This is a genomic window from Plantibacter lichenum, assembly GCF_050587525.1.
Taxonomy (GTDB): Bacteria; Actinomycetota; Actinomycetes; order Actinomycetales; family Microbacteriaceae; genus Plantibacter.
Genome location: NZ_JBOBFT010000020.1, coordinates 1 through 23589, shown reverse-complemented (window position 1 = coordinate 23589; position 23589 = coordinate 1). Strand labels below are relative to the sequence as shown.

General features: G+C 67.9%; 25 protein-coding genes and 1 tRNA gene. 9 read left to right on the top strand and 17 right to left on the bottom strand.

Going from position 1 to position 23589, the window contains the following annotated elements; translation table 11 throughout:
- The first annotated feature begins 2 nt into the window (after window positions 1–2).
- Both ACQ3HB_RS19850 and ACQ3HB_RS19845 read left to right on the top strand, forming a co-directional pair.
- The gene (locus ACQ3HB_RS19850) at window positions 3–290 is read left to right on the top strand and encodes a putative acetyltransferase (protein ID WP_430922527.1); all 288 of its coding nucleotides are present in this window, start codon (window positions 3–5) and stop codon (window positions 288–290) included.
- A gap of 9 nt (window positions 291–299) precedes the next feature.
- Window positions 300–1211, top strand: a complete 912-nt coding sequence (locus ACQ3HB_RS19845; RefSeq protein ID WP_430922526.1) for an arginase family protein — start codon at window positions 300–302, stop codon at window positions 1209–1211.
- Window positions 1212–1227: 16 nt separating this feature from the next.
- On the opposite strand, the gene ACQ3HB_RS19840 is transcribed toward ACQ3HB_RS19845, so the two are convergent.
- Window positions 1228–1638 (bottom strand): VOC family protein, encoded by a 411-nt coding sequence (locus tag ACQ3HB_RS19840; protein WP_430922524.1) that lies wholly within the window; start codon window positions 1636–1638, stop codon window positions 1228–1230.
- Between the two features lie 10 nt (window positions 1639–1648).
- Window positions 1649–2089, bottom strand: coding sequence for a helix-turn-helix transcriptional regulator (locus ACQ3HB_RS19835; RefSeq protein WP_430922522.1), 441 nt, complete (start codon window positions 2087–2089; stop codon window positions 1649–1651).
- 322 nt (window positions 2090–2411) lie between these two features.
- On the opposite strand from ACQ3HB_RS19835, the gene ACQ3HB_RS19830 reads away from it, so the two are divergent.
- Window positions 2412–2921: an SRPBCC family protein gene (locus ACQ3HB_RS19830; RefSeq protein WP_430922521.1), complete on the top strand. Its 510-nt coding sequence runs from the start codon at window positions 2412–2414 to the stop codon at window positions 2919–2921.
- A gap of 142 nt (window positions 2922–3063) precedes the next feature.
- On the opposite strand, the gene ACQ3HB_RS19825 is transcribed toward ACQ3HB_RS19830, so the two are convergent.
- The 5 genes from ACQ3HB_RS19825 to arsB form a co-directional block, all read right to left on the bottom strand.
- Window positions 3064–3870, bottom strand: a complete 807-nt coding sequence (locus ACQ3HB_RS19825; protein ID WP_430922519.1) for an aminoglycoside phosphotransferase family protein — start codon at window positions 3868–3870, stop codon at window positions 3064–3066.
- Between the two features lie 136 nt (window positions 3871–4006).
- The gene (locus tag ACQ3HB_RS19820) at window positions 4007–5497 is read right to left on the bottom strand and encodes an FAD-dependent oxidoreductase (RefSeq protein ID WP_430922517.1); all 1491 of its coding nucleotides are present in this window, start codon (window positions 5495–5497) and stop codon (window positions 4007–4009) included.
- 13 nt (window positions 5498–5510) lie between these two features.
- Window positions 5511–6497 (bottom strand): thioredoxin-disulfide reductase, encoded by a 987-nt coding sequence (trxB, locus tag ACQ3HB_RS19815; protein ID WP_430922515.1) that lies wholly within the window; start codon window positions 6495–6497, stop codon window positions 5511–5513.
- Between the two features lie 8 nt (window positions 6498–6505).
- Window positions 6506–6940 (bottom strand): arsenate reductase ArsC, encoded by a 435-nt coding sequence (locus tag ACQ3HB_RS19810; RefSeq protein WP_430922513.1) that lies wholly within the window; start codon window positions 6938–6940, stop codon window positions 6506–6508.
- A 20-nt stretch (window positions 6941–6960) separates the two neighbouring features.
- On the bottom strand, window positions 6961–8055 hold the full coding sequence (gene arsB / locus ACQ3HB_RS19805; protein ID WP_430922512.1) for an ACR3 family arsenite efflux transporter: 1095 nt from the start codon (window positions 8053–8055) through the stop codon (window positions 6961–6963).
- Between the two features lie 114 nt (window positions 8056–8169).
- On the opposite strand from arsB, the gene ACQ3HB_RS19800 reads away from it, so the two are divergent.
- The 4 genes from ACQ3HB_RS19800 (at window position 8170) to ACQ3HB_RS19785 (ending at window position 10542) form a co-directional block, all read left to right on the top strand.
- Window positions 8170–8520 carry an ArsR/SmtB family transcription factor gene (locus tag ACQ3HB_RS19800; protein WP_430922510.1) on the top strand — a complete coding sequence of 117 codons (351 nt, stop codon included), beginning with the start codon at window positions 8170–8172 and terminating at the stop codon, window positions 8518–8520.
- Window positions 8521–8550: 30 nt separating this feature from the next.
- A complete protein-coding gene (locus ACQ3HB_RS19795; protein ID WP_430922509.1) occupies window positions 8551–8856 on the top strand; it encodes a hypothetical protein in 306 nt (101 codons plus the stop codon).
- A 142-nt stretch (window positions 8857–8998) separates the two neighbouring features.
- Complete coding sequence (locus tag ACQ3HB_RS19790; protein WP_430922507.1) at window positions 8999–9682, top strand: SatD family protein; 684 nt, start codon at window positions 8999–9001, stop codon at window positions 9680–9682.
- Window positions 9679–10542 (top strand): hypothetical protein, encoded by an 864-nt coding sequence (locus ACQ3HB_RS19785; protein WP_430922506.1) that lies wholly within the window; start codon window positions 9679–9681, stop codon window positions 10540–10542. Before ACQ3HB_RS19790 ends, ACQ3HB_RS19785 begins: the two co-directional genes overlap by 4 nt.
- 37 nt (window positions 10543–10579) lie before the next feature.
- Here the strand turns inward: ACQ3HB_RS19785 and ACQ3HB_RS19780 are convergent, their stop codons facing one another.
- Both ACQ3HB_RS19780 and ACQ3HB_RS19775 read right to left on the bottom strand, forming a co-directional pair.
- Window positions 10580–10870 (bottom strand): antibiotic biosynthesis monooxygenase family protein, encoded by a 291-nt coding sequence (locus tag ACQ3HB_RS19780; RefSeq protein ID WP_430922504.1) that lies wholly within the window; start codon window positions 10868–10870, stop codon window positions 10580–10582.
- Between the two features lie 137 nt (window positions 10871–11007).
- The gene (locus tag ACQ3HB_RS19775; protein WP_430922503.1) at window positions 11008–12498 is read right to left on the bottom strand and encodes an MFS transporter; all 1491 of its coding nucleotides are present in this window, start codon (window positions 12496–12498) and stop codon (window positions 11008–11010) included.
- Between the two features lie 99 nt (window positions 12499–12597).
- Here ACQ3HB_RS19775 and ACQ3HB_RS19770 point away from each other — a divergent pair, with 99 nt between their 5' ends.
- The gene (locus ACQ3HB_RS19770; protein ID WP_430922502.1) at window positions 12598–13005 is read left to right on the top strand and encodes a MarR family winged helix-turn-helix transcriptional regulator; all 408 of its coding nucleotides are present in this window, start codon (window positions 12598–12600) and stop codon (window positions 13003–13005) included.
- Between the two features lie 308 nt (window positions 13006–13313).
- On the opposite strand, the gene ACQ3HB_RS19765 is transcribed toward ACQ3HB_RS19770, so the two are convergent.
- The 4 genes from ACQ3HB_RS19765 to ACQ3HB_RS19750 all read right to left on the bottom strand — a co-directional run bounded on the left by ACQ3HB_RS19765 (window position 13314) and on the right by ACQ3HB_RS19750 (window position 14714).
- Window positions 13314–13796 carry an AAA family ATPase gene (locus tag ACQ3HB_RS19765; protein WP_430922500.1) on the bottom strand — a complete coding sequence of 161 codons (483 nt, stop codon included), beginning with the start codon at window positions 13794–13796 and terminating at the stop codon, window positions 13314–13316.
- A 47-nt stretch (window positions 13797–13843) separates the two neighbouring features.
- Entirely contained in the window at window positions 13844–14185 is a 342-nt protein-coding gene (locus ACQ3HB_RS19760) for a HepT-like ribonuclease domain-containing protein (protein ID WP_430922499.1), read from the bottom strand.
- A complete protein-coding gene (locus ACQ3HB_RS19755; RefSeq protein ID WP_430922497.1) occupies window positions 14175–14480 on the bottom strand; it encodes a nucleotidyltransferase family protein in 306 nt (101 codons plus the stop codon). The genes ACQ3HB_RS19760 and ACQ3HB_RS19755 overlap by 11 nt, the downstream gene beginning before the upstream one ends.
- Window positions 14481–14624: 144 nt before the next feature.
- A tRNA-Ser gene (locus ACQ3HB_RS19750) sits at window positions 14625–14714 on the bottom strand.
- Window positions 14715–14912: 198 nt separating this feature from the next.
- Here ACQ3HB_RS19750 and radA point away from each other — a divergent pair.
- Entirely contained in the window at window positions 14913–16274 is a 1362-nt protein-coding gene (gene radA, locus ACQ3HB_RS19745) for a DNA repair protein RadA (RefSeq protein ID WP_430922496.1), read from the top strand.
- Between the two features lie 188 nt (window positions 16275–16462).
- Here the strand turns inward: radA and ACQ3HB_RS19740 are convergent, their stop codons facing one another.
- From ACQ3HB_RS19740 to ACQ3HB_RS19725, 4 genes are all read right to left on the bottom strand, one after another.
- Window positions 16463–16867, bottom strand: coding sequence for a dehydrogenase (locus ACQ3HB_RS19740; protein WP_430922494.1), 405 nt, complete (start codon window positions 16865–16867; stop codon window positions 16463–16465).
- An 82-nt stretch (window positions 16868–16949) separates the two neighbouring features.
- On the bottom strand, window positions 16950–17612 hold the full coding sequence (locus ACQ3HB_RS19735) for a hypothetical protein (RefSeq protein ID WP_430922492.1): 663 nt from the start codon (window positions 17610–17612) through the stop codon (window positions 16950–16952).
- A gap of 112 nt (window positions 17613–17724) precedes the next feature.
- Complete coding sequence (locus tag ACQ3HB_RS19730; RefSeq protein ID WP_430922491.1) at window positions 17725–22656, bottom strand: ExeM/NucH family extracellular endonuclease; 4932 nt, start codon at window positions 22654–22656, stop codon at window positions 17725–17727.
- A 285-nt stretch (window positions 22657–22941) separates the two neighbouring features.
- Window positions 22942–23451 (bottom strand): amino-acid N-acetyltransferase, encoded by a 510-nt coding sequence (locus ACQ3HB_RS19725; RefSeq protein WP_430922489.1) that lies wholly within the window; start codon window positions 23449–23451, stop codon window positions 22942–22944.
- Window positions 23452–23589 lie beyond the last annotated feature (138 nt).

Genomic DNA, 23589 nt, shown 5'->3' with positions numbered 1-23589 from the left:
CGATGCTCGGCTCTCACGCGGTCGCGTTCCTCCGGGGCGCGGCTCTCGGCACGCGGGTCGTCGTGCGATACCGCCTGGACGACGGCACTGCCGGTGCGACCGACGCGCTCGGCGAACTCGTGTCGTGTGATGCGGCGCACTGCGTCATCGCCACGAAGCGCGGTCCAGAACAGGTGTCGCTCGCCGCTGTCATCGCCGCGAAACCCGTTCCCCCTGCGCCTGCTCCGCGTCAGCGTCGTCGGAACAGCGCAGAGCCGGGGCAGACGGACGGCGTCGGAGGCCGCCGGTAGCGTGAGCGCATGATCGCCATCGTCTCCGCCCCCACGAACCTCGGTCTGCGACCACCGGAACCCACATCGACGCCGGGCACGTCGAAGGCGCCGGAAGCCCTGCGTGAAGCAGGCCTCCACGCGGCACTGCTCGCCGACGGCGCGATCGATGCCGGAGTGGTCCTCCCCGGCAGATACGTCGATGACGCGAACCCTGGCTCAGGCCGGATCCGCAACCAGGATGCGGTGCTCGACCACGCGCATCGCCTCGCCGATCGCATCGGCGCAGTGCTCGATGCAGGCCACCGCCCGCTCGTCCTCGGCGGCGACTGCTCGATCCTCCTCGGTACAGGACTCGCGCTCGCCCGACGCGGCCGACACGGTCTCGTCCACATCGACGGCCACACCGACTTCCGCCACCCGGGCAACAGCGACGAGTGCGCGAGTCTCGCCGGCGAGGACCTGGCCGCGGCCATCGGTCTGCACTGGCCGGCGATCAGCGACATCGATGGGATGGGCCCGCTGTTCTCGGGGACGGATGTCGTGCACGTCGGGGCACGGGACGACGACGAGGAGCTCGTCGAGGTCAGACGGCTGCTCGGCGATGTCGTCACCGCCTCCGAAGTCCGAGCGCACGGCGTCGTCGATACCGCACATCGCGCACGATCCGTCGTCGATGCGGCGCCCGACGGCTCCTGGCTGCACCTCGACATCGACGTCCTCGACGCCGCCGTGTTCCCTGCCGTCGACAGCCCCGACCCCGGTGGTCTGCAGGCGGACGAGCTCATCGAACTCCTCCGGCTCCTCGCCCCCACCGCCGTCGGCGCCCAGGTCACGGTCTTCGATCCGGACCTCGACCCGGACGGCCGATATGCAATGCTCCTCAGCCGCATCATCCGCGAAGGGCTCGGTGCACTCGGCACCGCTCGCGCACCTCGCTGAGGGGGCGCCGCCGGCCTCAGGCCGCGACAGCCTGCGAGATCCGGACGGTGTTGCCGGACGGGTCGCGGAACGCGCAGTCGCGTGGTCCCCACGGCTGGTCGATCGGCTCCTGGAGGACTTCCGCGCCGAAGGATCGGGCGGTCTCGAAGGTCGTGTCGACGTCGTCGGAACGGAAGATGAGCATCGGCAGGAGCCCCTTCGTCAGGAGTTCCTGGAGAGCGTCGCCGTCGGACTGGGACCGGCCGGCGTGCGGCTCGGAGAGTACGAGCTCGACCCCGGGCTGGGCGCCGCTGCCGATCGTGACCCAGCGGAATCCGCCGGACGCCACGTCGTTGCGGACCTCGAAGCCGAGCGCGTCGCGGTAGAAGGCGATCGACTCGTCGACGTCGTTGACGGTGATGTTCACGTATTGGAGTGAGATGGTCATGACGGCAACTCTAGACAGCGGTCCGTGCGTTCGCTTCTCGGATCCTGCTCGATCCGTCACGAGCCGGTCTGGTGGCCGTCTTGACGATGCACGCGGGCATCGCGTTGACCGCCGGATGCTCCCGCAGACGATAGGCGGTGGGGGTTTCGCCCGCGATCTCGGTGAAGCGGGAGCTGAACGATCCGAGGGAGGTACAGCCGACGGCGATGCACGCGTCGGTGACGCTCATGCCACTGCGAAGGAGCGTCATCGCCCGCTCGATCCGCCTCGTCATCAGGTAGTTGTAGGGGGTCTCGCCGTACGCCGCGCGGAACTGCCTGGAGAAGTGGGCGGGTGACATCAGTGCGCGTGCGGCGATCGTCGGGACGTCGAGCGGCTTCGCGTACTCGCGGTCGATGAGGTCGCGGGCGCGGCGGAGGTGCGCGAGATTCTCGAGCTCCTGCGGGGTCATGAGGATGACGCTACCACCGGCTCCCGTCGCTGTCAGCGGCTCGCTCCCGCACGCCGCATCACTCGCTCCGGCACACGGCATCACTCGCTCCTGCCCACGGCATCGCTCGCTCCGGCACACGGCATCGGCCCTCCCCCCAGACCTATCCAACATCCGTTCGACACCTGGCAGACTGTTCACAACTCAGGAGCGCCTCGGTGCGTCGCGGCCGACACGCCGCGTGCGGCATCCGACACGCCGCACCCGTCCTGAGTTGTGAACACCCCGCACCCGATGACCGCACACGATGACTCGATGACTCGACGACGAGAGGATCCGCCCCATGGCCTACCGCAGCCTCACCACGAGCCGCGTGATCGCAGCACCGCCCGAAACCGTGTGGCGGCTGCTCGCGGACCCGCTCAAGCGCCTCGACGACCACCCCGTTGCGATCGAGCCCGATGGCGAACTCCGCGCGGCAGTCGGCGACAGCTGGGTCAAGGTCCACGGGCCGGAATGCGAGAACGATCGAGTGCGTTGGCGGACGATCGAGGCTGCATCGCCGCACGTCTACCGGTTGCGCGGCAAACAGCGCGGGATCACGCAGACCTGCGAGTACCGGATGACGGCGGTCGATGGCGGGACGCTCGTCGAGGACCGGCTCATCTTCTCGCCGAGCTTTGCCGGCCGGTTCCCGCAGCAACTCTTCCCGTGGTTCCTGCTCGCCATCGGTGTGCTCCCGAAGCTCGCCGCTGGCGAGGGCGGCATCTTCGAGGGCCTCGAGCGCGAGCTCGGCCTGGCCCCCGACGCGGATACCGCCACCGACGCGGGCACCCTCACCGACGCCGACTAGCCGGGACCGCTGTTCACAACTCAGGAGCGATGCGGCGCGTCGCGGCCGAAACGCCGCTGTCCGACGCCGACACGCCGGGGCCGTCCTGAGTTGTGAACACCCCCAGACGCGCCTGTCATGAATCGTGCAGGGCGACCGACGGTCAGACCGTGTCGGCGAACTGCCGACGGAGGGATGCCGCGTCGAGCCGGTACCCCGCGGCGTGTTCGTCGAGTTCGGGTTTGCCGAGCTCAACGGCCTTGCGTTCGGAGAACACCGCCAGGTCTTCGAGCCGCTCGATCGCGGTGTCGATGAGCGCTCCAACCGGCTCGCCCGAACCGTATGCCTCGAGCAGCATATGGATTCGCCGCACCCGCTCATCGCGCATCGCCGCCCCACCCGGAAGTCCGATCGGAGCCGCGTCCGGGGCCGCGATCGCAGCCTCACCGGTACCCGCCGCATCGGGCCCCTCCGATGCGCGATCCAGCGGCACGATGCGAGTGGCGAGGTAGGCCAGATCCCACAAGCGGTTGCCGGGCGATGCCGTGTCGAAGTCGATGACGCCGATGATCTCTCCACTCGAGAACACCAGATTGTGCGGCGCGAAGTCGTTGTGGCAGATGACTTCGTCGGCTCCATGGGATGGCAGCTGCCACACGGCATCAGCGCGTGGAAAATCTTCGGTCGCATCGTGCCAGATGCGCAGTCGGCTGGCCGCATCGGTCAGGACGGAGTCCGCCCACACCCAGTCGGGCAGCGGGTAGAGCGGTACTTCGCCCGCGAGGTAGGACAGCACCTCCCGCCCGCGCTCGTCCGTTCCGAGCGGTTCCGGGATCCACTCGACACCGGCGGCACGCACGTGCTCCAACAGACGGTGGACGGTCGGCGTCCACGGACCCGCGGCGCGATGGACCGTGTCGCCGATGCGTTCCACGGCGTTCATGTTGCCGCCCGCGAGCTGTTCTCCCATCCGGACAGTGTGCCATCCAGCGTGGCGGCGTGCGCCCGGCCCCTGTTCACAACTCAGGAGCGATGCGGCGTGTCGCCGCCGACACGCCGGCGAACGGCGCCGACATGCCGGGACCGTCCTGAGTTGTGAACAGCACCTAGCGGTTGAGTGTGAGGGGAAGGGCTGTCCGCGCCTGGGGCCCGACCGATGCGTCCGGCACGCCCGGCGCAGCACACGTAGCCCCGTCGGACGTGCTGCACGAGTTCGAAACGGACACATCCGACACGGACGCATCCGACGCCGGCACACCGACCCCGCACGAGCCCGACGCCCCCGCACCCGTCCCCGACCCCGACCCGTCATCGGTCGAGCAGACCCCCGTCTCGGGTAGTACAAGATGCACTATCCTCGCCGCCTGGTGTCGTCCGGCGAGTTCGTCCGCGATCGATCTGACCTGCTCGTACCCCGTGAGCAGCAGGAAGGTGGGCGCGCGGCCGTAGCTCTTCATCCCGGCGATGTAGAAGTCCCGCTCCGGATGGGCGAGTTCGGCGACGCCGTGCGGATAGACGGTTCCGCAGGAGTGCTCGTTGGGATCGATGAGCGGTGCGAGTGCTTTCGGCGCCTCCACGATCTCGTCGAGGGAGATCCGGACTTCCCTGAGGAGGTCGAGGTCTGGTCTGAATCCGGTGGCGTTCACGATGACGTCGGCTTCGAGCGCGAGCGGCTCGCCGGCACGACGGCCGTGGATCCTCACCTGTCCGTCGTCCGTGGGAGCGAGTTCGTCGATCTCGAACCGTTCGAGCAGCGCGACCGCGCCCGATCGGACGAGACCGTGGGCGAGGCTCCCGAGCGCACCCCTCGCCTCGAGTTCATCGGCGGGCGAGCCGTAGACCCGTGTCGGGCGCCCTCGACGGATCGCCCAGGTGATCGTCGTGCCCGGCTCGTCCTCCGCGAGGGCGGCGAGCTTCAGCAGTGTGTTCGCAGCGGAGTGTCCTGCGCCCACGACGACGGTATGCCTGCCTGCGAAGCGCGCGCGGTCCGTACCGAGGACGTCGGGGAGCGCACGACTGAGGTGCTCGCGGACGAGGTCGCTGCCGAGCGGTTCGATCCCGCTTGAGGCGATGCTGTTGGACGTCGAGTACGTGCCGGAGGCGTCGATGACGGCGCGCGCGAGGACCTCGCCCCGCCCCTCGACGCCGTCCACGCGCAGCAGGAAGGGTGCGGCTTCGCGTCCGGCCGAGCGGGTCCGGTCCATCCCCTGTCGCGTGACCGCCGTGACCCGATGGCCGTAGCGGATGCGCGGGGCCAGTTCCGCGGTGGCGGCGAGCGGTGCGAGGTAGCGCTCGACGAACTCGCGTCCGGACGGCAGCCGTTTCGCGTGCGGCGCCTCCCAGTCGGCGTCGTCGAGCAATCGGACGGCCGCTTCGTCGACGACGTACTCCCACGGGGAGAACAGTCTCGTGTGTCCCCAGTCGAGCACGGCGGCGCCCGCAGAGTCTCCGGCTTCGAGCACGATCACCTCGATGCCGCGTTCGAGGAGCTGCGCGGCGGCGGCGAGCCCGACGGGTCCCGCGCCGATGATCGCGACGGGCAGTCCGGCCCGTCGATCCTCAGCTGTTGCGGGCTGCGTCGTGGGATGCGATGTCATGGTGTGCTGCCTTTCAGATGGATGCGGAGAGGGTGTCGTCGAGGGCGCCGATTCCCTGCGGATACCACGCGAGGCCACGGGCTGCGAGGAAGTGTTCGGCGTCCTGCGCTGCGGCGCACCCGGTTCCGGCCGCTGTGATCGCTTGTCGGTAGCGGTGGTCGACGAGGTCCCCGGCCGCGAAGACGCCGTCCAGCCCGGTCTCGGTCGTCGGGGACGACACGCGCACGTAGCCGTCGTCATCGAGCGCGAGTTGTCCGTCGACGAGCCCGCTGCGGGGATCGTGCCCGATGGCGATGAACAGGCCCGCGGCCCGGATGGTGGATTCCTCGCCGGTCACGGTGTCGCGCAGGAGGAGTGAGTCGAGTGCGTCGGCGCCGAAGGCTTCGACGACTTCACTGTTCCATCTGATGGCCAGCTTCGGGTTCGCGAGGGCTCGTTCCTGCATGATCTTCGAGGCCCGCAACGTCCCTCGGCGATGCACGAGCGTGACCTGATCCGCGAACCGGGTCAGGAACATCGCTTCCTCGAGCGCTGAGTCGCCGCCGCCGACGACCACGACCTCCCGCCCGCGGAAGAAGAAGCCGTCACATGTCGCGCACCAGGAGACGCCGTGCCCTGTCAGCCGTTCCTCGCCCGGGATGTCGAGTCTCCGGTACGCGGATCCCATCGCCAGGACGACTGCGCGGGTGTCGAATGAGCCGCTGGATCCGGTCGTCACGGTCTTGACGGGTCCCGTGAGGTCGAGTGCCGTCGCATCGTCGATGATCATGCGGGCGCCGAAGCGTTCGGCCTGCCGACGCATGTTCTCCATGAGTTCCGGCCCCATGATTCCGTCGGGGAAGCCGGGAAAGTTCTCGACCTCGGTCGTGTTGATCAGGGCACCGCCCGCGTCGACCGAACCGGTGATGACGACGGGATGCAGACCCGCGCGGGCGAGGTAGATCGCTGCCGTGTAGCCGGCGGGTCCGGAGCCGACGACGACGACGTTCTCGATGGTCATGGCGACGTTCAGGCGTTCGTCGGGAGGATGTCGGCGAGCAGCGCTTCGGCCCGCGCCCTGATCGCATCACGGATCGGACGCACCGCCTCCAGATCCTGCCCGGCAGGATCCTCCAACGCCCAGTCCTCATATCGCTTGCCCGGGAAGATCGGACACGCATCACCACACCCCATCGTGATCACGACATCGGAATCCCGCACCGCCTCCGTCGTCAACACCTTCGGGATGTTGTTCGCGATGTCGATGCCCACCTCCGCCATCGCAGCGACCGCGACCGGATTGATCTCGTCCTTCGGCTCACTCCCCGCTGACAGGACCTCGACACGATCCCCGGCGAGCGCGGCAAGATACCCCGCAGCCATCTGGGAACGGCCGGCATTGTGGACGCAGACGAAGAGCACGGACGGTTTCTCGGACAGTGGGTTGTGGATCGTGGTCGACATGGGTTCTCCTTCGATGGTGATCAGGCGGGTGTGGAGTCGAGCGGGGCGGTGTCGTGCTCGATCTTCGTGGCGGGGAACAGGCGGGGACGCAGCCAGAGGGCGGCATAGACGAGGGCGACGAGGACGGGGACCTCGATGAGCGGACCGACGATCCCGGCGAGCGCTTGACCGCTCGTGGCGCCGAACATGCCGATGGCCACGGCGATCGCGAGTTCGAAGTTGTTGCCCGCGGCGGTGAACGCGAGGGTCGTGGTGCGCGCGTACCCGAGGCCGATCAGCTTGCCGAGGACGAAGCCGATGAGGAACGTGACCGCGAAGTAGACGAGCAATGGCAGCGCGATGCGAACGACGTCGAACGGCCGGTCGATGACCTGTCTCCCTTGGAGCGCGAACAACATCACGATCGTGAACAGGAGCCCGTAGAGCGCGAACGGCCCGACCCGCGGCAGGAACCGATGCTCGTACCAGGTCCGTCCCCTCGTCGACTCCCCGATGCGACGGGTCAGATACCCCGCAACGAGCGGGATGCCGAGGAAGACGACGACGCTCAGGGTGATCGCCCAGATGGAGAAGTCCGCGCTCGTCGTCGGCAGCCCGAGCCATGCGGGGAGGACCTGCAGGTAGAACCAGCCGAGGACACCGAATGCGAGGACCTGGAACACGGAGTTCACGGCGACGAGGAAAGCGGCCGCTTCTCGATCTCCGCAGGCGAGGTCGTTCCAGATGAGGACCATGGCGATGCAGCGGGCCAGTCCGACGATGATCAGACCGGTCCGATACTCGGGCAGGTCGGGGAGGAGCAGCCACGCGAGGGCGAACATCAGAGCTGGACCCACCAGCCAGTTCATGACCAGGGAAGAGACCAGCAGTCGACGATCCCCTGCGACGGCGGCAGCGTCCGCGTATCGGACCTTCGCGAGCACCGGGTACATCATGACGAGGAGTCCGATCGCGATGGGGATGCTCACCGAACCGATCTGGACGGCGTGCAGGGCCTCTCCGACGGCGGGCACGAACACGGCGAGGAGGAGTCCGGCGCCCATGGCGAGCAGGATCCAGAGCGGAAGGAATCGGTCGGCGGTGCCGAGTTTCACGGACGTGGTCACGTCGGACATGCATCTCCTCAGACGGTCGTCTCGGACAATTCATCGACATCCATCAATATCGACAAACATCGATACAGAGTATTGCTACAATATCGATGCCTGTCAATTCTTTGGAGGGTCCACATGTCGGTCACCGAACTGCTCCCGCTCACGGACGTCTCGACGTGCGCCGCCCCGCTCACTCGAGAAGCGATCTCGCCGGAACGAGCCGAGGCCCTCGCGAAGACCCTCAAGGCCGTCGCGGACCCCGCGCGCCTCCGACTGATCTCCATGGTCGCTGCGCACGATGATGCCGAGGCATGCGTCTGCGACCTGACCGAACCGCTCGGGCTGGGGCAACCGACCGTGTCGCACCACCTCAAGATCCTCGTCGAGGCGGGCATCCTGTCTCGCGACAAGCGGGGCACCTGGGCCTACTACCGCCTCGTCCCGGGCGCGCTCGATTCGATCGCCGGACTCCTCGTGGCCGTCTGACGACGCGAGCACACCCCTTAGGCTGACTGCGTGACCCCGGAACCCGCCGCACCGACCCGCCGCCTCGAACTCACGCTCCGGAAGCCCTGGCTCGGCTGGTTCCCCAGACCCACGATCGTCTTCGACGGCCGCGGACACCCTGCACAGTGGGGCACCGGCACGTGGCAGATCGCGGCAGACGGCGCCACGACGATCGAGGTCTTCCTCTACAACCGCCTGTGGCGATTCGGGGAAGCCTCGTCGACTGTTCCAGCCGGGGCCGATGCGCCCACGCCGCTCGCCTATCGCGCCCCGTGGCTTCCGTTCGGACGAGGACGGATCGGCACCGCGCCCTGAGGTCCGTGCCAGGGGTGCCTCGCCGTGGAGCGCCCGCGCGGGATCACCGCAGAGCTTCTTTTCCTCTCTTATAAGCCCATTCCTTATATTGACGCTTTATAAGAACCTGGCTTATATCGGTGGTTCCAACTACACTGGCCGCATGCCCGACCGGATGCGTGCAACGACCGTCATCGGTGATCTCGTCAGTTCACGGGACATCGACGACCGCCCCCGCCTGCAACCGCTGATCGAACGTGCGCTCATCGATGCCAACGAGACGATCGATGCCGTCCAGCCGCTCGCCTTCACGATCGGCGACGAGTTCCAGGGCGCCTACCGCTCCCTCCCGGATGCCATCCTCGCGACGACACTCGTTCGTTTGAGCTTGCCCGCAGGCGTCGACTGCCGTTTCGGCATCGGCCACGGCGGTATCGAACAGGTCGGCGAGGGCACCTGGATGCCCATCCAGGACGGCCCCGGCTGGTGGACGGCGAGGGACGCGATCACCGAAGCGCACCGGCTGGAAGACAAACGGGTCCCCAGCACACGCAGCTGGTTCAGAGCGGAGGACCCCGTAGAGGCGCCGCACGACCCCGGCCTCGTCAACGCCTACCTCCTCCTCCGTGACCACCTCATCGGACGGATGAATGACCGCGAGCAGCACATCGCCCTCGGCACGATGCAGGGACGCAACCAGCAATCGCTCGCGACGGAACTCGGGATCTCCCAGTCCGCCGTGTCGCAGGCGTCGCAGCGGTCCGGCGTGCCAGCGTTGCTCACGGGTCTCACCGCGCTCACCGGGGCCGGCTCCCCCGAACGCACCACGAAGGAGCGAACCGCATGATCGCCGCCGCCCTCCTCCTCTTCCTCGTCGGATCGGCCGACCTCGTCCGCGCACGCGGCAACGCGATCGCCACCTGGTGCATCGTGCCGATCGCGTGGGCGGGCGCCCTGTGGTTCACCATTGCCGTGCGGACTCCGCTGTGGGCCTGGATCCTCGCCGTCGCCGTCGCGGTCTTCTGGTGGAGCACGATGCGACGACGCGGCTCCGCAGACGCGCCTCGCCTCGGACTGGTGCCCGTCGCCGTGCTCCTCGTCACGCTCGCCGCACTCGTCCTGTTCGCGGGAGGCCTGCCGCAACCGGAGTGGCGAATCGACGGGTGGACGCTCGACTCCCCCGATTTCTGGATCCTAGGGGCGCCGGCCACAGGCGTCGCGATGGCGATCGCGGTGACCCTGTTCCTCTTGGAATCCGCCAACGTGCTCGTCCGAGCGGCGCTCCGTGACGAGCTGGAGGACGCGGAGAGCACCCCGAGCCCGACTCCGCCGCACGCCACCGCTCACGCCGCCGCCACGCACTCGCCCCGCGCCCGCGCCCGCAGGCGTCGCTGGTGGCAGCAGCCCGCCCCCGCACCGGAATCGATATCGGAACAGCCGCCCGCAGCGCAGCCCAGCCGCGTGAGCACCCTGAAAGGTGGCCGCCTCATCGGTCCGCTCGAGCGGCTCGTCCTCGTCGCCCTCCTCCTCACGAACGCGTATGCCGTCGTCGCCGCCATCATCGCCGCGAAGGGCATCGTCCGCTTCCCGGAGATCTCGAAGGACGGTGCGACGGGGCGCAACGCGGAGACCTTCCTCGTCGGCAGCATGGTGAGCTGGGCACTCGCGGTCGGTGCCGCCGGGCTCGTCTGGCTCGCGTTCCACTGAGGCGATGTTCCGCTGACGCGACCGCCCGCCGACGGGATCACACGACGCGCGTGAAGTGCTCCACGATCGGGAACGGCTCGTAGAAGCGGTGGAGCAGGGCACGCCAGTCCTGGTACTCCGCCGACCCGCGGAAGCCGATCGTGTGATCCTCGATCGTGTCCCACTCCACGAGGAGCAGGTACACGTTCGGCGTTTCGACCGATCGGGACAGCGAAAGCGAGCGGAACCCCGGCATCGCCGAGATGATCCCGCGGGCCTCCGCGAATGCGTCTTCGAACTCGACCTCACGGCCGGCGATGACGGGCAGGAGCGCATGTTCGGTGATCATCCGCCCATGATGCCAGCTGCGAGGCGGCCCGGCCTGCTCCTCAACCGCCCGTCCCCACCAACGCCGAAAGCCCCGGCCGCCCCGATCGCGATGGTCACGATGGCGGGAACAGCCGAGGCTTTCGAGAGCGAATGGACTTAGTCGCGCGGGCCCGGAGCAGCAACGGGCGAGGCGGAAGCGGAGGCCAAGGGCGCCCCACCACGCGACCGACCACGCGGCCACGCAGCGACCGCGAATCCGATGACGGCGATCCCAGCACTGAGGAACAGCCCAGGTCGGAACTGGTCGAGCATCGCAGCGGACGTCGCGTCCGGACCGGGCGCCGCACCCGCGATGAGCGCTGCCGCGACGGCGAGCGCGAGCGCCCCGCCCACCTGCGAGCTCGTCTGCACGAGCCCTGCGGCGAGCCCCTGCTCGTCGTCGTGGATGCCGGCGGTCGCCTGCACCTGGACGGACGGGAATCCGATGCCGAATCCGACGCCGAGCAGGAGGACAGACGGCAGGATGTCGAGCACGTAGTTGGGGGTGGTGCCGATGCGCAGGAACAGCAGGTAGCCGATCGCGAGCGCTCCGAGGGCGATCGGGATCAGTCGTTTCGAGCCGAAGCGGTCGATGAGCCGATCCGCGAACGGCGCGCTCGCCAGGACCACGACGCCCGTCGGGAGCAGCGCGAGCGCCATCCCGAGCGGCGACCAGCCGAGGATGTCCTGCAGGTAGAGCGTCAGGATGAACTGGAACGCGACGTAGGAGCCGAAGAGGGCGATGGCGCTCACGTTCGCCCGCCACACGCCGCCTTCGCGGAGGATGCCGAAGCGGATGAGCGGGTGCTTCACCCGCAGTTCGATGAGGACGAAGGCCGTGAGGACGAGGACGGAGAACACGAGTCCGCCGATCGTCTGGAGCGAGCCCCAGCCCACCGACGGTGCCGACACCACCGTGTAGACGAGCGCGAGCATGCCGATGGCGAGGGTGACCGCACCCCAGATGTCGTGCCCGCCCGTCTTCGCCTTGCTGTCCTTCGGGATGAAGAAGAAGCCGAGGATCATCGCGGCGAGCGCGAACGGCACGGAGAAGAGGAACGTCCAACGCCAGCTGAGCGAGGTCATGAGCCCGCCGACGATCAGGCCGAGGGAGAAGCCGCTCGCCGCGAAGATCGTGAAGATCGAGATCGCGCGGTTGCGGACGGGGCCTTCCGCGAAGTTGGTCGTGATGAGCGAGAACGCGGCGGGAGCGGTGAACGCGGCGGCGACGCCCTTGATGAAGCGGGTGGCGATGAGCATGGTGGGGTCGCTCGAGAGTCCGCCGGCGAGCGAGGCGACGGCGAAGACGGCGAGGGCGATGAGGAGGAGCTTGCGGCGGCCGAGCAGGTCGGCGAGGCGTCCGCCGAGGAGCAGGAGGCTGCCGTAGCCGAGGACGTAGCCGGAGACGATCCACTGGAGGGAGGTGGTCTCGAGGCCGAGTTCGGTGCCGATGGACGGCAGGGCGACGCCGACCATGGAGACGTCGAGGCCGTCGAGCGCCACGACGACGCAGACGACGATGAGCAACAACCAGGCGGCCTTGCCCCACTTGGCCGATGCGACGACCTCAGGGGTAGGGATGCTGGTGGGGATGGTGGATGTAGACACCGGATAACTATATGACACGGAATGTAATGCGCGTGCATACTATGCAAAATCATAAAATGAAGGGGTCTGGATCCGAGAACCGCGCGTACACTCGAAGTTGTGAGCACGGAATCGGAAGCCATCGACAACTGGCGCGAGATGCAGCGCGTCTACCTCTCCACGTCGTCGATGCTGGACCGCGCGTTGCAGGACGGGTTCCAGTTGGGCCTCAGCGAGTTCGAGGTGCTCGACCTCGTGGCCGTCGCCCAGGGCGAGGACTGCACCATGCGCGACCTCGTCGCCGAGACGCCCATGACGCAGAGCGCCCTCTCCCGAGTCGTCGACCGCCTGCAGAAGTCCGGCATGGTCGAGCGCAGCGAGTGCACCTTCGACCGACGCTCCCTCTTCGTCGGCATCACGCGCAAGGGTCGCGACGTCCACGCCGAGGCGAAGCGCGCCTACGAGGCGCTGCTCGCCTCCCAGCTCGCCGGGGTCTCCGTGCCTGCGTCGGCATCCGCCGGCAACTGACTTCGGGTCTCCTCCACGGTTCGGAGTCCGCGCCGTAGCGCTTCTCCTCCGCGTCGTACGCTCCGTTGTTCAGGCACGCGCTGAACGGTTTCCGTGCCAGTCTGTGGCGTTTCTGGAACGTTTTCGTGCCACCATCGCTTCGATCCAAGCTCTCGCGAGCATCTGCCAACATGCGTTTCTCGCAGCCCGAGACGCCCGAATGCTCACCCGCGAAGGGCCGCTGACCATCCCGCCGCACGTCGCCAGGCGGAGCGAAGCAGGTTGCGTTCACGCGGGCCGAGCTGCAGACCGGTTTCGCGTGCGACCGTTTAAGCGACGTCCGCGATGCTGCGGCCGGTCGTGTCGATGTGGGTCGCGAACGCAGGGTCCTCAAGGAGTGCTGCGCGCGTGTCGAACTGCTGCGCCGCCCAGCTCTTCGGCCCGTCCAGACGCTTCCGGAGCCGCCCCGCGATGGTCTCCCGCGCCGCGAGCAGCGTCACATGGCGAACGTCATGGCCGGCGCCCCGAAGACCGCCGACGATGCTGTCCATCAGCCGTCGATCCGTGATCGTCATCGGCACCAGGATCGGGCCGGGGTGCCGTTCAGCGAGATCCACGAGCACCGTGGTGATGAGCGGCGCCCACCACTCGCTCTCTTGGAAATCACTCCGGAGGGTGACCGGATACATGCGCTGAACGCCGATGCCTGGCAGTTCCGGATCCGCGATCGTGCTGCCGGGAAGTCGCTGCCGCAGCTCATTCGCCGTCTGCGTCTTGCCGACCCCGAACATGCCGTTGATCCAGATGAGCATGCTCGACCCTAGGCCACGCACGGTCATCGAGGCCAGAGAGACGAGCCTCAGGCGCTAGCGAGGAGGATCCGAACGCGCTCAAGGAGCTCCGGTACCCGACTGGAAGCAGCGAGCCACACGACGGTGTCGTCGACGACGGCATAGCCGTGAGCGAGAACGTTGCGCAATCCGATGATTCGCGACAGATTCGGAATCTGCTCAGCAGTCTCCTGGTCCACCTTCCGCAACTGATTCAACGCCTCGCCGACGATGAGCAGCTGACGCTCGACGGCTGATCTGCGCAGTTCATCAGCCGCGTACGAATCCGGCGTGAGGCCGTCGATGAAAGTCGCAATGCGCGATGCAGCGTTCTGCACGTCCCAGAGCAGAGCCGCAGACTCAGGCTGCATAGAGTTCCTCGGCAGAAGCGAGCGCGGACTGTGCAAAGAAGGGGTTCGTCACGGCTCCGGCCATCACGAGGTCGACCCGTCGACCCAACAATGCCTCGAGATCCTCCTGCAGGCCGAAATACGCGTCGAACCGATCCGTCACCTCGGGACCGAAATCAACGAAGAAGTCGATGTCACTCCGCACCGGATCGAATCGGGCAGAAACCGCAGACCCGAAGACGAGCAAACGCGAAACTCCGTAGGCGCGACACAACGACGCGATCGACTCGCGCTCGATATCAACTGCCGTGGTCATGACGCGAGTCTACCGATCCCCTCCGGCGCCGCGCAGAACCCGTCGTAGGCGCAGCCCAGCGGTGGACGAGAACGAGCGTCGTCCACGGCTACGAACAACGAAACCCCCGCACATCACGATTGCCCGGATGTGCGGGGGTTTCTGTGGCGGTACCGGTGGGATTTGAACCCACGGTGCGCTTTCACGCACACAACTTTTCGAGAGTTGCACCTTCGGCCGCTCGGACACGGTACCGGGATCGAGTGTAATGGATCACCGCGCGCGACGCGAATTGACGAGGCCACCAGGATCGCCCAGCAGCTCGCCTCGTCGGTGCCACCACCGATGCGTCTCACGCGGGACACGCGATCCGTCCCCAGGTCCCGCCGGCTCACTCATCCACAGGCCGCCGGGTCCCCGTCCGATGTCGGTGCCCGCACGTAGGCTTGCCGCATGGCCAAGGCATCCACTCCCGCGTTCCGCTGCTCCGAGTGCGGGTGGACCACCGCGAAGTGGGCCGGCCGATGCGGTGAGTGCCAGCAGTGGGGAACCGTCGTGGAAGCAGCGGCCCAGACCGGCATCCTGCGGAACCTCGTCGCCGTGCAGATCAGTGAGGAACGGGCAGCCCGGCCGATCACCGAGGCCAACGCCCAGGACGCACCGCGTTGGCCGAGCGGCATCGCCGAATTCGACCGCGTGCTGGGCGGCGGCATCGTCCCTGGTGCGGCAGTCCTCCTGTCCGGGGAACCGGGCGTCGGCAAGTCGACGCTCCTCCTCGAAGTCGCCTCGCGCGCCGCGAAGACCGGCTCGCGCGTCCTCTACGTGAGCGCGGAGGAGTCGGTGAGCCAGGTCCGCCTGCGGGCCGGACGCACGGGCGCCCTCCACGACGAGCTCTTCCTCGCCGCAGAGACCGACCTCGCCACCATCCTCGGCCACATCGACCAGGTGAAGCCGAAGCTCCTCATCGTCGACTCCGTCCAGACCGTGTCATCCCACCTGTCCGACGGCCTCGCCGGTCAACCGAGCCAGGTCCGCGAGGTCGCGGCATCGCTCATCCGTGTCGCCAAGGAACGGAACCTCCCCGTCCTCCTCGTCGGCCACGTCACGAAGGACGGATCGATCGCCGGCCCGCGCCTCCTCGAACACCTCGTCGACGTCGTCTGCCAGTTCGAAGGCGACCGCCACACCGCCCTCCGGTTCATCCGCGCCCTCAAGAACCGCTTCGGCCCGACCGACGAGGTCGGCTGCTTCGAGATGACGGGCGACGGCATCGCAGAGGTCGCCGACCCGAGCGGCCTCTTCCTCAGCCGCGGCATGGCCGTCTCCGGTACGTGCGTGACGATCGCGATGGAAGGGCGCCGCGCGCTCCCCGTGGAAGTGCAGGCCCTCGTCGTCAAGAGCAGCGCACCGAACCCGCGCCGCGTCACCAACGGCGTGGACTCCTCCCGGGTCGCGATGCTGCTCGCCGTCCTCGAACGACGCATCGGCATCCCGCTCGGCGACAAGGACGTGTACGTCTCCACGGTCGGCGGCGTCCGCCTCATCGAACCGGCGGCCGACCTGGCGATCGCCATCGCCATCGCCTCGGCTGCGGGCGACAGCTCCGTGCTCCACACGCTCGCGGCCTGCGGCGAGATCAGCCTCGCGGGCGAGGTCCGGCCCGTCGCGGCATCGAAGCAGCGCATCTCGGAAGCGAAGCGGCTCGGCTACGACACCCTGCTCGACTCCGAAGTCGGCCACCTCCGCGAAGCACTCCGCCGCACCACGATGGCGGCGAGCTCCGCCATGGACCGCGAACTCGACGCGTCGTTCTGAGCCGCGGCCGGGCACCCGCTCGTCGCCGGACGGCACCTGCACCACAGCAGGAGAACCGCGCGAGAGAAGGGTCCGATCGCGGAGACCGTCCTCCTGTCGCGCGGTTCTCCTTCTCTCAGGCAGCACGGCGCAGGCGGTCGGCCTGTGCAGCGCCTGCGCAGCACTCGCGCAGCACCTGCACCGCACCGTCACTCGGACGCAGGGACCTCCAGGTCCAGCACGCGCAGGAGCTCGACGGGGTCGGCCTGCATGGAGTTCGGACCGGCGATGTCGAAGAGGACGGTCTCGATGTCGTCCCCGTAGGTGCGCAGGAACCCGCGCAACCAGGCGCCGTCCTGCAACCCGACGAACGGCGGCAGCGCAGCGGGCTTGTTCTTCGCGTCGGAGAACAGCAGGAGCGCGAGGCGCGCGGTCTCCGGCTGGCGGAACATCCACACCTCGCCCGGATCGCTCGGCTTGTCTCGCGGCGCCGCCTTCATGAGCGGGACGACGAACCGCCCGTGCCGCAGTGCATACGCGACGGCGGCCATGTCACCTGCGGCAAGCGCGGCGGCAAGCTCTTCTGACCGGAACTCGGGCTTCTTCTTCGCCATGTCTCCATTGTCTCAGGCCGATCGCTCAGCTCAGGTCGGGCCGAGCGTGGCCGAGTACGGCCGAGAGCGAACCGCCCTACGGTCAGTTCAGCAGGAACTGCGCAGAGTCCTTCGACGCGAAGCCGCCGATCGATGTCTTCAAGTGATAGGAGGCACCGGCTGCGGGTACGGGATCACGAGTGGCACTGCAGGTGTCGGGCGCGGAGCGCGTGCGGTCCCAGGTGATCGGCGGATTCGAGCTGACCGTCTTGCCCGGTTCGAGCAGCACGTCCTGGTCGCTCGGCGCCGTCTGGCAGTCGGTCGACGTCCAGTAGACCTCGTCGCCGCTCAGCACGGTGAAGACCTGCTGGCTCGTGCCCGCGTTCATCGTGCACGGCGCCGCGCCCGTGTTGGTGATGCTCAGCGACAGCTGCGGCTGCTCACCGGCGGCATAGCTCGTGGCGTTCGTGATGGCGTCGACCCGGATGTCGTCCGCAACGCACGCCTTCGCTTCACCGGAGTCGGCGGTCGCCGCATCGGAGATGGGCGGGGGCGTCGCGTCGGCGGGGGGCGTGGTGGCGGGTGTGGTCGTCGTCGCTTTCGGCGTCGAGGTCGTCATCGCTGCGATCTCGGATCCGGATCCCGGACGCACGAGCAGCAGCACGACGATGACGATGACCGCGACGAGGGCAAAGAGCACGGCGAACCGGCGCCGACGGTAGACGGCGGCGGACGGCCTGGCTCCCGGGGTCTGGCTCGACGTCATACGACCAGGGTAAACGCCGCCGACCGCACGGGCCGCTTGGCTCGCCGCCGCGCACGACGAAGGGCCGCCGCCTCTCGGCGACGACCCCTCGATCGATGCGGTTCAGTCGGGACTAGCTGGTGGCCGGTCCGTCAGATCCGGTGGAACCCGCTCCATCCGCGATGCTCTCGACGCGACCCTGGCGGGCGCGGCGCACGAGCATCGTCGCGATGCCTGCCATCAGCAGGAGGGCTGCGAAGCCGACACCCGCCCACAGCTCGACACCGGTGGAGCTGAGCTTGCCGGACGAGGAGCCACCGGTCGATCCGCCGGCCCCGGCACCGTTCCCGCTGCCGTTGCCGCCGCCGTCACCAGGGGTGACCGCAGCATCCTTGACGGTGACGTTCTGCCAACCGATGACCGATCCGTCCGCAGCCTGCACGACGAGCTTGTGCTCGCCGAGCGGCGCGTCCTTCGGGACCAGGACGCTGACGTTGCCGTCTTCGCCCACCTGCACGAGGCCGTCGCCGAGGAGCACGGGTTCGGAGTGCAGCCACACGCTGACCCAGGCGCCCGCGTGGCCGGTGCCGATGGAGACGGTCGCCGTCTTGCCTCGCACGAGGTCGGTGAGGGACTTGATGAGGTCCTTCAGCGCATCCGTGAGGGCGTCGTCCGAGACCGGCACGGGAGCGATCGTGAGCGGCACGGTCGCAGTGGTGCTCGATTCGAGCGCGGTCACCCGGACGGTCGCAGCACCGGCTGCGGCCTTCGGAACCGTGAAGGACACGGTCGCCGCGCCCTTCGTGATCGGCACCGTGCCGACGGCTGCACCGTTGAACTCGATCCCGAGGGTCGCGTTCACGGGGCTACCGGTCGACGTGAGGTCGAGCTTGGCGACGTCGAACGTGACCGTCTCACCCGGCTTCACGGCCGCGGTGGGGACACCGGAGACCTGGACGCTGCGGCGGTTGAAGTCGGGCGCCACCGGCGACTTGGTCGCGAGGTAGCTGATCCACGCGTCGCTGTCGACGAGACCGGAGTCCTTGGTGCCTGAGCCCTTCGCGAACTCACGGAAGTTGTCGCCGCCCTGGAGGAGGAAGCTGAACGATCCGATGCGGTAGCTGCGCTTCGGGTCGATCGGCTGGTTGTTCACCGTGATGCCGGTGATCCGATCGCCCTCTGCACGGGTCGGGTCGAAGGTGTACTGCACGTTCTTCGACAGACCGAGCTGCAGGTACGGACGCGACGGGATCTCGCCCTTCGCGTCGCGCTGCCACTGCTGCTCGAGCACCGTCTTGAACTGCGCGCCCGTGAGCGACGTCGTCCAGAGGTTGTTGAGGAACGGGAGCACCGCGTTCGCCTGCGCGTACGTGATGTCGCCCTGCTTGAGCTCCTCACGCATGCCGCCGGGGTTCACGATGCCGATCTCGGCGCCACCGCGGTCCGCGGTCGCGAGCGATGCGAGGAGCGAGTCCGCCACGAGCCCACCGAGGGTGGATTCGGCCGAACGGTCGTCCTTCACACCGTTGTTGAATGCGCGGGTGATGTCGGCACTTGCGCTCGCGACGACCTTGTTGCCGAGTACGGCGGCCTTCGCGAGTGCGTCCTTGACGATGACGTCGACGGCCGCGACGGCCGGGTACGTCGAGATGAGCGTCGCGTCGTCGACCGTGGTGCGAGCCACGTTCTTCGCCGTGTACGCCGTGACCTCGTGCGTCGAGCGGTCGACGGTCAGGGTGATCTGGCCGATGAACTCGCCGTAGCTGCCGGTCTGGAGGATCGGCCGCGTCTTGCCGGCCTTGCCGGGGATCGGTGCGTCCCACGCGTACTGCTTGTGCGTGTGGCCGGTGTAGATGGCGGCGACTGCCGGGCTCGTCTTGGTGACGATGTCGGTGAATGCGCCGTCTTCTGCGATCTCCTGCTCGAGCGTCGCGCCGTCGGGCGTTCCCGCTCCAGCGCCCTCGTGGTACTCGGCCACGATGACGTCGGCTTCACCGTTCGACGGGTCGCCGTCGGTCAGCTGGGCCGCGACACGGTTGACGGCTTCGACGGGATCGCCGAACTCCAGGTCCGTGATGCCGCCGGGCGACACGAGCGTCGGGGTCTCGCCGGTCACGGCGCCGATGACGGCGACCTTGAGGCCGTCGACCTCGATGAGCGCGTACTCGGGCAATGCGGGCTTGGTGGTGCCCTTCTCGTAGACGTTCGCGCCCAGGTAGGTGAACTTGGCGTTGTTGCCACCGTCGACCACGCGGTCGACGAGGTCACGGTAGCCCTGGTCGAACTCGTGGTTGCCCACGGCCGAGGCCTTGAGGTCGAGTGCGTTCAGCACATCGATCGTCGGCTGGTCCTTCTGCGAGGAGGACGCGAACAGCGATGCGCCGATGTTGTCACCCGCGGAGATGAACGCCGTCTGGTCAGGGCCGAACTTCGCCTTCAGCTGCTCGATCGTTCCCGCGAACTTGTTGGTGTTCGCATCGATCCGGCCATGGAAGTCGTTGATGTTCAGCAGGTTGACGGTCGCGTCCTTCGACTGGAAGCCGAGTCCGACGACCACGGGGTCGTGGTCGCTGGAACGGTAGGCGTCCGGCTGGTAGAAGTTCGTGACGTTCGCGTTGAAGCGCGAGTACTCGAGGGCGATCGACTCGACGGAGTTGATGTTCCACACGTCGGAACCGGTGACGAGCGCTTTCGCGTCGGCGGAGGCGAACACGTGGTCGAGGGAGCCGACCGCGCCGTTGTACGCGTAGGTGTACTTACCCGTCGCGCCTTCGAGGCTCGTGTAGCCGGCGTCGCGGATGACGTCGATGGGGTCTTCAGCGTCGTACGAGTTGAAGTCGCCGACGAGGAACACCTTCGAGGTGCCGAGGTCCTTCTGCAGACCGGTCGAGAACTCGACGAGCGCCGTCGCCTGACGGACGCGGTCGCCCGTGAAGGCGCCCTGCCCGGTGTCGGCGTTGTCGCCCGTGGCCGCGGGGCCCGTGCTCTTCGACTTGAAGTGGTTGGAGATGACGAGGAACGTGGAGTCCTTGTCGCCGCCGACCGGCTTGAACGCCTGCGCATCGGGCTCACGGGCGTTGTCGAACGCCTTCGAACCGATGAGGATGTGCGTCTCCCCCACCGTCTCGACCTTCGCGGACTTGTAGATGAAGCCCGTGCGGATGAGGTCCTCGTCCGTCGGCAGTTTGGACGGCGACGGGACGAACGACCACGTGCCGGCTCCGGCCTTGGCGTTGAGCGCGGCGACGAGCTTGCCCAGCGCGTCATCGCGGTCCTTGCCGACGGTCAGGGAGTTCTCGATCTCCTCGAGGGAGACGACGTCGGCGCCGAGCGCGTTGATCGCTTCGACGATCTTCGCCTGCTGACGCTCGAAGTTGGCCTTGTCCGCCGCGCCACGCACGCCGCAGCCAGCCGCGTCGGACTTGTTGACGGTCGTCGGCTTGCCCTCGCGGTCGGTGTAGAACGTGCAGCCGGTGCGGTCGGCGCCGGTGGTCGGGAAGTAGTTCAGGACGTTGAACGTCGCGAGCTTCAGGTCACCGCCGACCTCTGCCGGGGCAGCGGTGCGGGTGTCGGCGAAGGTGGCCGGCTGGACGTCGGCAGCGTTGGCCGGGGTCAGCGCGGTCGTGGGCTGGAACTTCCAGCCGTCGTTCCGGAAGTCGAACACGACGGGTTTGGTGAACGTGACGGGGGCGCCGATCCGGACCGGGTCGGTGGTCGACACGTACGGGACCGGGGTACCGGTGTTCGCGGGCTTCAGGAAGTCGGTCGTGGCGCCGTCGTCGAGGATGACCTTCTGCTTGGCGACCCGATCGGTCTCGGCCTTGAACGCATCGCTGTTCGGCTTGCCGGCGACCGTCGGGGTCAGGAACGGCTTGTCGGCCGCTGCGAGCGTGACTTCGCCGTACTGGTTCGTGCGGTAGTTGTCGGTGACCGTGTACGCGCCGGCGGGAGCGAGGAGCATGCCCTCGAGGCTCTCGCGCTGTACGTCGTTGTCCGGGAACTCGACGGCTGCGGGGATCGGTGCTGCGACGCTCGTGGCATCGAGCTGCTTGACGGCCGCGGTGTCGTCGACGGTCAGCTGCGTGAGGCCGTAGAACTCCGCGACCTTGCCCGTGATCTGCAGGTACTGGCCGACCGCGACCGTGCCGACGGTCTTCGGCGAGTAGATGAAGATGCCGTCGGATGCGGTGTGCTTGGAGAGGTCGAGCGCGCCGCCCGTGCCCTCCGTCTGCAGGTAGTAGCCGTTGAAGCCGCCCTCGGGGAAGCTGGCGGTGACGAAGCCCTTCGTGGTGACCGTCCGGCCGACGATGGGGCTCGCTGCACCGGTGCCCTGGATGTCGGCGATCGCGACGTTCGTCGGGTCGACGGGCGGCACGGTCTCCGTGGGCTGCGGAGTGGGCGTGGGGGTCGGCTCGGGCGTCGTTCCGGGCAACTCGACCGGCGATGCGCTGTTCTGCGGCGTCAGCGCGTCAGTGAGCGTGATGTCGGAGCTGTTGTTGTTCGTGTCCGCGAAGTTCGTGCGAACGAGCGACTTCACAGCGTTCGGGCCCGGCGCTGCGGCGCCTTCGAAGGTGTTCGACGATCCGTATCCGACCAGGTCGACGACGTCGGGATTGGCCGACGAGTCGCCCGCAGGAAGAGTGACCGCAGTGGCAGTGCGCACGAGTGCGAGCGTCCCTGCGGACGCCGAGGGGTTGAGGCTACCGATCGCGTCGGGGACGGCGGGGAGAGCAGCACCGTTCGCGCCCGGGGCGCCCCCGACGAGGTAGAAGCCTCCGGCGGGAATCGTGCCGGTGAGGGCGACGACGTTGTTCGCGGCTCCGACGCCCGATGCGCTGCGGTACTGAACCGACCACCCGTCGACATTGACCGGTGCTGAGGAGGGGTTGTGGAGTTCGACGAACTTGCGGTTGTACACAGAGCCGTTGTTGCCGCCGGCCGCGTAGATTTCGTTGATGACGACATCGCTGCCGTCGGGAGCTGCTGCGGCGGGAAGGGCCGCGAGGGGTGCGACGACGAGCCCGGCGAGGGCTGCGAACGCGGTCAGGCGCGAGAATCTGCGCAAAGGATGTGGAGGGGCGGACGACGACATGAGGCTCCGTATCGAGGATCTGTTTCGAGGTGTGCACACGACCATGCGTGTGCCCTGTTCACGGGACAGAACAGGGACAGTGCCTCACAAGCTAATGGAGATGCGTGACGCAAAGCCACCCTCAATGTGAACGGGAGGTAAATCCGAACACGAAACAGACCCCGCGGAGCAGCCTCATACGAATCGAATGAATCCCAGATCAGTCCGCAAGAATGCGTGCGTCAGACACGCGACCCGCCGTGGCGAAATCGGAGCGGATCAGACGTTCAGAAGTTTGAGCATGCGCGTGTTGCCGAGCGTATTCGGCTTCACCCGCGCGAGCTCCAGGAACTCTGCGACGCCCTCGTCCGAGGAGCGCACGAGCTGCGCGTAGACCTCTGGGGGAACGATGTCCTCACCGATCGGCTGGTAGCCGTGCTTCGTGAAGAACGGCACCTCGAAGGTCAGGCAGAACAGACGGCTGAGGCCGAGCTCGATGGCGTCGGCTTCGAGGCGTGCAACGATGGCGTGCCCCACACCGGTTCCGAGGACGTGCTGGGCCACGGCGAGCGTGCGGACCTCGCCGAGGTCCTCCCAGAGGACGTGGAGCGCCCCACAGCCGATGATCTCGCCGTCGCTCGTCTCCGCGACTCGGAACTCCTGAACGGCCTCGTAGAACACGACGTCGTCCTTGCCGAGGAGGATGCGTTCCTGCACGAGCGGTTCGACGAGGGACTGGATGCGGCGGACGTCGCTCGTTCGTGCTCGCCGGACCGTGTAGTCGACCATCGTGAGCGTCCTCTCCGCATCGGCATCGCGCCAGACCCCGATTCTATTGCGCCCGGCGCGATGCGCTCGCGTGCGCGCGCCCCTGCGCTGCGAGCGCGGGTCGGACCGCACCCGCGCTCGCGGGTCGGACCGCAGCCG